Source organism: Streptomyces sp. NPDC059743 (assembly GCF_042732975.1).
Lineage (GTDB): Bacteria > Actinomycetota > Actinomycetes > Streptomycetales > Streptomycetaceae > Streptomyces.
Genome location: NZ_JBHWGS010000008.1, coordinates 232229 through 240295, shown reverse-complemented (window position 1 = coordinate 240295; position 8067 = coordinate 232229). Strand labels below are relative to the sequence as shown.

Sequence of the window (8067 nt, the reverse complement as noted above, 5' to 3'; positions counted from 1 at the left end):
CCGAGTCGCCGTCATACTAAGGTAAGGGTTACCTAATCACATAGAGGCACCTTCGGGAGCCCGAGGCGCTGGCTACAGTGATGGCCCGGCCGCAGAGTAAGGACGTTGACATGGAGAGAGCTCGGTGACCGGCGCGAAAGTCCCTCGCGTGGCGCTTCTGGTGGCGCTGCCCGGCGGCGCCCTTGTCGCCCTGTGTCTGCTGTCCATCGCGTTCGGCGCCCTGAGCGTTCCTCTGGACCAGGTGGTGTCGACTCTCTTCGGCAATCCTCCGAACTCCCGGATCGACAGTGTCATCTGGTCCGTCCGTCTGCCGCGTACCGCGCTGGGACTGGCGGCGGGAGCGGCCCTCGGGCTGTCCGGCTGTCTGATGCAGGCCCTGACGCGTAATCCGCTGGCCGACCCGGGTGTGCTCGGCGTCAGCGCGGGCGCGGCCTTCGCCATCGCCGTCTCCGTCGGTGTGTTCGGACTGAGCACCGTCTACGGATATATCTGGTTCGCCTTCGCCGGCGCGCTGTTCGCGAGTGTTCTGGTGTATCTGCTGGGCGGACTCGGCCGGTCCGGTACGACTCCGGTGAAGCTGGCGCTGGCCGGCGTCGCCATCACCTCGCTGCTCTCCTCCCTCACCAGCGCCATCGTCCTCACCGATCCCGACGCCCTGAACCGGTTCCGCTTCTGGGAGGCCGGTTCGCTCGCCAACCAGAACGGCGAGAGCCTCGTCCAGGTGCTGCCGTTCCTCGCCGTCGGTGCCGTACTCGCCCTGTCGATGGCTCCCGCGCTCAACAGCCTTGCCCTGGGCGACGATGTGGCGGCCTCGCTGGGAACGCGGCTCGGTCTGATCCGGGTGGTGGGAGTGCTCGCCGTCACTCTGCTCACCGGCGGAGCGGTGGCCGTCATCGGGCCCGTGGTCTTCGTCGGACTCGTCGTCCCGCACATCGCGCGGATCCTCACCCAGGCGGCCGGGATCGGGCCCGACCACCGCTGGCTCCTTCCGCTGTCGGCCGTGCTCGCGCCCTGTCTGCTGCTGCTCGCCGATATCGCCGGACGCCTCGTCGCACGGCCGGTCGAGATCCAGGCCGGTGTCCTCGTCGCCTTCATAGGCGGCCCGTTCTTCATCGCGATGGTCCGCCGCCGCCGACTCGCGGAGCTGTGAACATGACCGGTCTGCTGTCCTCCCGTACCGCCCGAACTGCCCCGCGCCTCCCCGCCCGTATCGCGTTCCGGCTGGCACGTCCGCCGGTCTCCGGTGTGCTACGGCCCCGGCTGGTCGTCGTCGGCGTCTGTCTGGCGCTCGCCGGCTTCCTGGTGTTCTGCCTCGGCATCTCCGTGGGCGAGGTCCCGATCGGACTGACCGAGGTGATGCGGTCCCTGGTCGGAGCGGGCGATCCGGGCACCGGTCTCATCGTTCACGAGCTGCGGCTGCCGAGGGCGATGACCGGGCTGCTCGTCGGTATCGCCTTCGGAGTCTCCGGCGCCCTCTTCCAGACGATGACGCTCAATCCGCTCGCCAGCCCGGACATGATCGGTATCACGCAGGGCGCCGGCACCGCGGTGGTGGCCGGTGTCGTCCTCGGCTGGGACGCGGGCCTGAGCACCCAATCGCTGGGCCTGTTCGGCGCGTTGGCCACCGCGCTGCTGGTGTACGTCCTGGCCTGGAAGCGCGGTACGACCGGCTACCGGATCGTGCTCGTCGGCATCGGCGTCTCCTGGGTCTGCACCAGTCTCACGGACTATCTGATGGCGTACGGCGGGCAGTTCGAGGCACAGGCATCGCTCGGCTGGCTCGTCGGCAATCTCAACGGGCGTAACTGGAACGCCGTCGAGCCGCTGGCGATCGCGCTGGCCGTGCTCGTACCGGTCGCGCTGCTGCTCGGGCGCTGGATGCGGACGCTCCAGCTCGGCGACGATGTGGCGAAGGGCCTGGGAACGCCCGTACAGGCGGTCCGGCTGGCCACTCTGCTCACGGGCGTCGGACTGATCGCGTTCGGCACGGCCGCGGCGGGCCCGGTCGCCTTTGTGGCGCTCGCCGCGCCTCAGGTCGCCCAGCGGCTGGCCCGTACCGCCTGGCCTCCACCGGTCGCGGCCGGGCTGACCGGCGCCCTGATGGTGCTGTCCGCCGATCTGCTCGCGCGCGAGGTGATCCCGGACACCGAACTCCCGGTCGGCGTCGTCACCGGAGTGCTCGGCGCTCCGGTCCTGCTCTGGCTGCTCGTCCGTGCCAACCGCGTCGGCTCAGGAGGCTGAACCCGTGTCATCGAAACCTGTGCATCACACCGGCCCGGATCTGCGGGCCGAGGGCCTGCGGCTGGCATACGACAGCCGTGTGGTGGTCGACGGCCTCGATGTGGCGATCCCACCGGGACGGATCACCGCGATCGTCGGAGCCAACGCGTGCGGGAAGTCCACACTGCTGCGGGCGCTCGCCCGGCTGCTGTCGCCGCGCGCCGGTTCCGTACAACTGGACGGCCACGCCATGCACTCCATCCCGACGCGGGAGCTGGCCCAGCGGCTCGGCATACTGCCGCAGAGCCCGGTCGCACCGGAAGGGCTGACGGTCGTCGACCTGGTCGGCCGCGGCCGTTCACCGCACCAGACCTGGTGGCGGCAGTGGTCGAAGAGCGACGAGCAGGCCGTCCACGACGCGCTGCGCGCCACCGCCATGACGGACCTCGCCGACCGTCCGGTGGACGAACTCTCCGGCGGCCAGCGGCAGCGCGCGTGGATCGCGATGGCGGTCGCCCAGGGAACGCCCGTACTGCTGCTGGACGAGCCGACGACCTATCTCGACCTGGCACACCAGATCGATGTGCTGGATCTGATCAAGGACCTCAACCGGCACGAGAAGCGCACGGTCGTCATGGTGCTGCACGATCTCAACCAGGCGTGCCGTTACGCCGACCATGTCATCGCGATGAAGGCGGGCGCGATCGCGGCGGAGGGCGCTCCGGCCGAGGTGATCACGGCTCAGACGGTCGAGGACGTCTTCGGTCTGCGCTGTCAGGTGGCCACCGATCCCGTCAGCGGAACGCCGATGATCATCCCGGTGAGCCGCCACCACGACACACCGGACCGGACCGCCGCCCCAGCGCAGTTCGGCTGAGACGGTGGCGGCCCGACGCCAACATGGATCAGGACCATGGCACGGTGCTCGCAGGAAGAACCGCCGCGTCAGGAAGGACCGTCGTGCCGCCGCGCTCCGGATGGAGCAGACCGGTCAGCAGGGCATGGGCGACTCTGCCGTCGAGAACACGCGCCGCACGGACTCCGGCCCGTACGGCGCGCCCGCACGCCTCCATCTTCGGCCGCATGCCTCCGTCCAGCCCTGGCAGCAGCAGGTCCAAGTCCCCGGCGGTGAGCCGCTCCACGACTCGGTCGCTCTCCGGCCAGCGCGCGTACAGGCCGGGAACATCGGTGAGGACCACCAGTGTCTCGGCCTCCAGGGCAGCCGCGATCGCGCTCGCGGCCGTATCGGCGTTGATGTTGTAGATCTCGCCGGCCTCACCACGGGCGACCGGCGAGACGACAGGGATATGGCCGTGGTCCAGCAGCATCCGTACGAGCGTGGTGTCGACCTTGGTGATGTCCCCGACCAGGCCGATGTCGACGGCCTCGCCGCCCACTTCGCCGTACCGCCGCTCGGCGACAAGAGTGTGCGCGTCCTCGCCGGTGAGGCCGACCGCGTACGGTCCGTGCTCGTTGAGCAGACCGACGAGTTGGCGCTGCACCTTGCCCGCGAGCACCATCCGTACGACGTCCATCGTCTCCGGAGTGGTCACACGGAGCCCGGCCGCGAACCGTGAACCGATCCCGAGACGGCCGAGCTGGGCACTGATCTGAGGCCCGCCGCCATGTACGACGACGGTCCGTACACCGGCGCGCATCAGCTTCACCACGTCATCGGCGAAGGCACGCGTCAGTTCCTCGTCCACCATCGCGCTGCCACCGAACTTGACGACGACGGTCCGGCCGCGCAGCCGTTCCACCGCCGTCCGAGTGGGAGACGCGTTCACGGGCGGGCGGTCAAGTAGCCGCCCATCGTGCGGAAGTACTCCGTGGCGGCGTGCTCGGTGCCGTCCTCGGTCCGCAGGCGCTTGATGACAAGGCCGTTGCTCCGGCCCGTACGCGCGTCGGGACCGGCGACGATGACCACACCGTCGTCCTCGCGGATGAAGATCCGGCCCGGAGTGCCACCGTAACGGGCCTGCGAGACCGCCGCCGAGACGATCCGTATACGCCGGCCGCGATGGTGGGTGAAGGCGTTGGGATACGGGTCCGACTGGGCGCGGACCAGCCGCTCCAGATCCTCGGCGGGCCAGGACCAGTCGATCCGGCTGTCCTCGATGGAGCGCTTGTGGAAGAAGCTGGCCCGGGAGCGGTCCTGCGGGACCCACTGCGCGGTGCCGGAAGCGATGGCGTCGAGGGAGTCCGTCACGATCGGACCGATGAGGTCGACCGTCCTGTGGAACAGGTCCGTGGCGGTGTCGGTGGCTCCGACCTGCACGGACCGCTGGAACACGATGTCACCGGCGTCGAGTTCGGCGTCCATGCGGTGAGCGGTGACACCGACCTCCTGCTCACCGTTGATCAGCGCCCAGATCAGCGGAGAGAAACCGGCATAGGCCGGCAGCAGCGAATCGTGGACATTGAGCGTGCCGTGCGGAGGCAGGCCGAAGATCTCCGGAGGCAGCCAGGTACGCCAGTTGTTCGCCACGATGATGTCGGGCGCCGCCTCGCGCAGTCTGCGCAGCAGGTCCTCGTCGTCGGGCCTGTTGCGCAGAAGTACCGGTACACCATGCTTCTCGGCCAGTTCGGCCACCGAGTCGTCCCAGATCTTCTCGTAGACGTGATCGCTCTTCGGGTGGGTCACGACCAGGACCACTTCGTGCTCGGAGTCCAGCAACGCTTGGAGCGTCCGGTGACCCCAGGTTTGGTAGCCGAACATGACGACCCGCATGGTGAATCCTTCCTCAAACATTGCAAGGTTAGCCTTACCTTACCTAATATGTAGTCACTTAGGGAGGCGATGACGCGGTGAACCCACTGCAGAGCGGGCCGGACTTCATCCATGACGTACTGGGCATCGGCTTCGGGCCGTCGAACCTGGCTCTCGCGATAGCAGTCCAGGAGCACAACGCACACGTTCCGGACAGTGAACGGATAAGTGCCGGATTCCTGGAGAAGCAACCTCGTTTCGGCTGGCACCGGGGCATGCTCATCGACGACGCCACGATGCAGGTCTCCTTCCTCAAGGACCTGGTCACGATGCGGGATCCGACGAGCGACTTCAGCTTCCTGTCGTATCTGAGCGACTGCGGCAGACTGGTGGACTTCCTCAACCAGAAGACACTGTTCCCACTGCGCATCGAGTTCCACGACTACTTCGAGTGGGCCGCGGCCCGGGTCGGCGCTCTGGTGGCCTACGGCTCGGAGGTCGTCTCGGTGGAGCCGGTGACGGTCGAGGGCGAGGTACGCTGGCTGGACATCGCCGCCCGCGATCCGGCCGATCCCGAGCGGCTGATCGTGCGCCGGGCCCGCAATGTCGTGGTCGCCACCGGTATGGAGCCCCATCTGCCGCCGGAGACCGTCCTCTCGGACCGTATCTGGCACAACAGCGAACTGATCCCCAGAGTGGCTCAGTTGACCGGCGAGCACACTCCCGTACAGCGGGCCGTGGTGCTCGGCGCCGGGCAGAGCGCGGCGGAGGCGGTCGACTATCTGCACCGCAACTTCCCTGACGCGGAGGTCTGTTCGGTCTTCGCCAAGTACGGCTACACGCCGGCCGACGACAGTCCCATGGCCAACCGGATCTTCGATCCCGAGGCCGTCGACATCTACTACAACGCGCCGCGCGGAGTGAAGCAGTCGCTCTTCGACTACCACCGCTCCACCAACTACTCCGTGGTGGACATGGAGCTGATCGAGTCCCTGTCCCGGACCATGTACCAGGAGAAGGTGCAGGGCAGAGAGCGGCTGCGCATGCTGAACGTCTCCCGTATCCGCGAGGTCGAGGCACACGACGACGGACTCGATGTCACCGTGGAGTATCTGCCGACCGGTGAGCGGGAGGTGCTCGCCGCCGACATCCTGATCCATGCCACGGGCTACCGGCCACAGGAGCTCGGCGAGCGCCTCGGCGGGATCGGCAAGCTCTGTCTGCGCGACGAGGAGGACGCGCTCCTGGTCGACCGGAACCACCGCGTTGTGACGGCGCCGAATGTGACGGCGGGCGTCTACCTCCAGGGCGGCACCGAACACACTCATGGAATCACCTCGACCTTGCTGTCCAACACGGCGGTACGGGCGGGCGAGATACGCGACGCCCTGCTGACGGAGCGCCGTACAAGGAGCTTCCCGGCCTCGGTCGACGCGCGCTGACGGACGCCGAGGACGCTGACGCACACGGATGGCGTCGCACCGAGGGCGTCGTACCGAGGACGTCCTACCGAGTCCTTCGCGGTGGTCTTCCTCCCTCCTGGCATGTCGTGCACGGCCACTCCCTCGCACCGTGTGATCCGATGGCGGGCGCGGCCCCGCAGCGGAAGACGCCAAGGATGGGAGCGGTTCATGAGCGAAACAGCAGGAGTCCCGGCCGAGAACACATATGACGTCATCGTCATCGGCGCGGGCCCTGTCGGCCAGATCGCCGCCGAACGGGTCCGCGCCGCCGGACTGAGCGTCGCGGTGGTGGAGAAGGAACTGGTCGGCGGTGAGTGTTCCTACTGGGCGTGCATTCCCAGCAAGGCGCTGCTGCGGCCGGTCGTCGCCGTCGCCGACACCCGTCGTGTCGACGGCGCGCGGGAGGCGGTCACCGGTCCGCTCGACTCGACAGGTGTGTTCGCCCGCCGCAACCGTTATGTGAACAGCTGGGACGACGGCGGACAGGCCGACCGGCTGGCAGGCCTCGGCGCCGAGCTGGTGCGCGGCCACGGCCGGCTGGACGGGCCGCGCCGCGTCACCGTCACTCCCTCCGACGGCGCGCCGGTGGTACTGGCCGCCCGGCACGCCGTGGCCGTGGCCACCGGCAGCGACGCCGTACTGCCCGATCTGCCCGGTATCACCGAGGCCCGGCCCTGGACCAATCGCGAGGCCACCGACTCCAGCACGGTGCCCGAGCGGCTCGCCGTCGTCGGCGCCGGCGGTGTCGGTGTGGAGATGGCCAGCGCCTGGCAGGGCCTCGGCTCCGCGGTCACCTTGCTGGCCCGTGGCTCAGGCCTGCTGCCCAGGATGGAGCCCTTCGCCGGTGAGGTGGTCGCCAACGGGCTCAAGGAAGCGGGAGTGGACGTACGTGTCCATGTCTCCGTCACCCGGCTGAGCCGTCCGGGCGGCACCGGACCGGTCACTCTGACGCTGGACGACGGCGGTGAACTGGAGGCCGACGAGGTGCTGTTCGCCACCGGCAGGAGCCCGCGCACCGACGACATCGGCCTGGATACGGTGGGCCTGGCTCCCGGATCCTGGCTGGAGACCGACGAGACCTGCCAGGTGCGGGCCGTCGAGGCCGGCTGGCTGTACGCGATGGGCGATGTCAACCATCACGCCCTGCTCACGCATCAGGGCAAGTACCAGGCACGGATCGCCGGCGATGTCATCGGCGCCCGCGCCACCGGACAGCCGCTGGACACCACGCCCTGGGGCGCCCATGCCACCACCGCCGACTGGCACGCAGTTCCGCAGGTCTTCTTCTCCGATCCGGAGGCCGCCGCGGTCGGTCTCTCGGCCGCCCAGGCCGAGCGGGCCGGGCACCGTGCACAGGTGGTCGACGTCGACCTCAGCGAGGTGCCCGGAGCGAACCTGTACGCCGACGGCTACCAGGGCCGGGCCCGTATGGTGGTCGACCTCGACCGAGGCCATCTGCTCGGTGTGACCTTCGCCGGTCCGGGCGTCAGCGAGCTCCTCCACTCCGCCACCGTCGCCGTCGCGGGCCAGGTCCCTGTCGAACGGCTCTGGCACGCCGTGCCCTGCTTCCCTTCGATCAGCGAGGTCTGGCTGAATCTGATGAAGGCCTACCGGGACTCCCAGCGGGACTGAGCCGCGCGACAGCGGACGGTGGAAACGCGACGGCGGACGGTG

7 protein-coding genes are annotated in these 8067 nt (G+C 68.9%); 5 read left to right on the top strand and 2 right to left on the bottom strand.

What is annotated here, in order from left to right; all coding sequences use genetic code 11:
* The first annotated feature begins 124 nt into the window (after positions 1 to 124).
* The 3 genes from ACFV6H_RS17170 to ACFV6H_RS17160 are packed head-to-tail and all read left to right on the top strand — an operon-like array spanning position 125 to position 3097.
* The gene (locus ACFV6H_RS17170) at positions 125 to 1150 is read left to right on the top strand and encodes a FecCD family ABC transporter permease (RefSeq protein ID WP_385542404.1); all 1026 of its coding nucleotides are present in this window, start codon (positions 125 to 127) and stop codon (positions 1148 to 1150) included.
* Between the two features lie 2 nt (positions 1151 to 1152).
* The gene (locus ACFV6H_RS17165; RefSeq protein ID WP_385542402.1) at positions 1153 to 2241 is read left to right on the top strand and encodes a FecCD family ABC transporter permease; all 1089 of its coding nucleotides are present in this window, start codon (positions 1153 to 1155) and stop codon (positions 2239 to 2241) included.
* Between the two features lie 4 nt (positions 2242 to 2245).
* The gene (locus ACFV6H_RS17160) at positions 2246 to 3097 is read left to right on the top strand and encodes an ABC transporter ATP-binding protein (protein ID WP_385542400.1); all 852 of its coding nucleotides are present in this window, start codon (positions 2246 to 2248) and stop codon (positions 3095 to 3097) included.
* A gap of 28 nt (positions 3098 to 3125) precedes the next feature.
* On the opposite strand, the gene argB is transcribed toward ACFV6H_RS17160, so the two are convergent.
* A complete protein-coding gene (argB, locus tag ACFV6H_RS17155; RefSeq protein WP_385542398.1) occupies positions 3126 to 4007 on the bottom strand; it encodes an acetylglutamate kinase in 882 nt (293 codons plus the stop codon).
* Complete coding sequence (locus tag ACFV6H_RS17150; RefSeq protein ID WP_385542396.1) at positions 4004 to 4951, bottom strand: methionyl-tRNA formyltransferase; 948 nt, start codon at positions 4949 to 4951, stop codon at positions 4004 to 4006. Before ACFV6H_RS17150 ends, argB begins: the two co-directional genes overlap by 4 nt.
* A gap of 77 nt (positions 4952 to 5028) precedes the next feature.
* Here ACFV6H_RS17150 and ACFV6H_RS17145 point away from each other — a divergent pair, with 77 nt between their 5' ends.
* On the top strand, positions 5029 to 6372 hold the full coding sequence (locus ACFV6H_RS17145) for a lysine N(6)-hydroxylase/L-ornithine N(5)-oxygenase family protein (protein ID WP_385542394.1): 1344 nt from the start codon (positions 5029 to 5031) through the stop codon (positions 6370 to 6372).
* Positions 6373 to 6561: 189 nt separating this feature from the next.
* Entirely contained in the window at positions 6562 to 8025 is a 1464-nt protein-coding gene (locus tag ACFV6H_RS17140) for a dihydrolipoyl dehydrogenase family protein (RefSeq protein ID WP_385542392.1), read from the top strand.
* Positions 8026 to 8067 lie beyond the last annotated feature (42 nt).